Raw genomic sequence first — 395 nt, forward strand, 5'->3', positions numbered from 1 at the left:
GGGCCACCAGTCAAAGCGAACACCGATGGCGAAAATCGCTGCAACCAGCTGAACCCAGATGATCTGCGACTTATACCACGGGATAGCGTTCCCCTGTTCCATATTCTTTCTCCTTATGCAGTAGCTGAAGGTGCAGTGGTGCTAATAGCCAAAGGACGATTAGCGTTAATCACCGGAATCAAGCGGCCGATAATATCGACCAAGGCATTGATATGAATGGACAAAAGTTCATCAGCGGCATAATTAGCCTTGATGTTCTTAAGCGCCTCATAGGTAGTAGCGAACTCTGCACTATCCACCAAGTCCATAACAGGCTTGAAATAAGCCACACGCTGATTATGTGCTTCCTGCAGCAGGCGTGCATCCTCTGCAGCCACGGCAGCACGCATCTCAGC

1 protein-coding gene is annotated in these 395 nt (G+C 49.9%); it reads right to left on the reverse strand.

The features are described from left to right. Positions 1–113: 113 nt before the first annotated feature. Positions 114–395 (reverse strand): hypothetical protein (locus VJI93_RS08545; RefSeq protein WP_324009283.1); only part of this gene is annotated, 282 nt, incomplete at its 5' end.

Origin of the sequence: Parvimonas sp. M20 (genome assembly GCF_035282425.1) — a bacterium.
Lineage (GTDB): Bacteria > Bacillota > Clostridia > Tissierellales > Peptoniphilaceae > Parvimonas.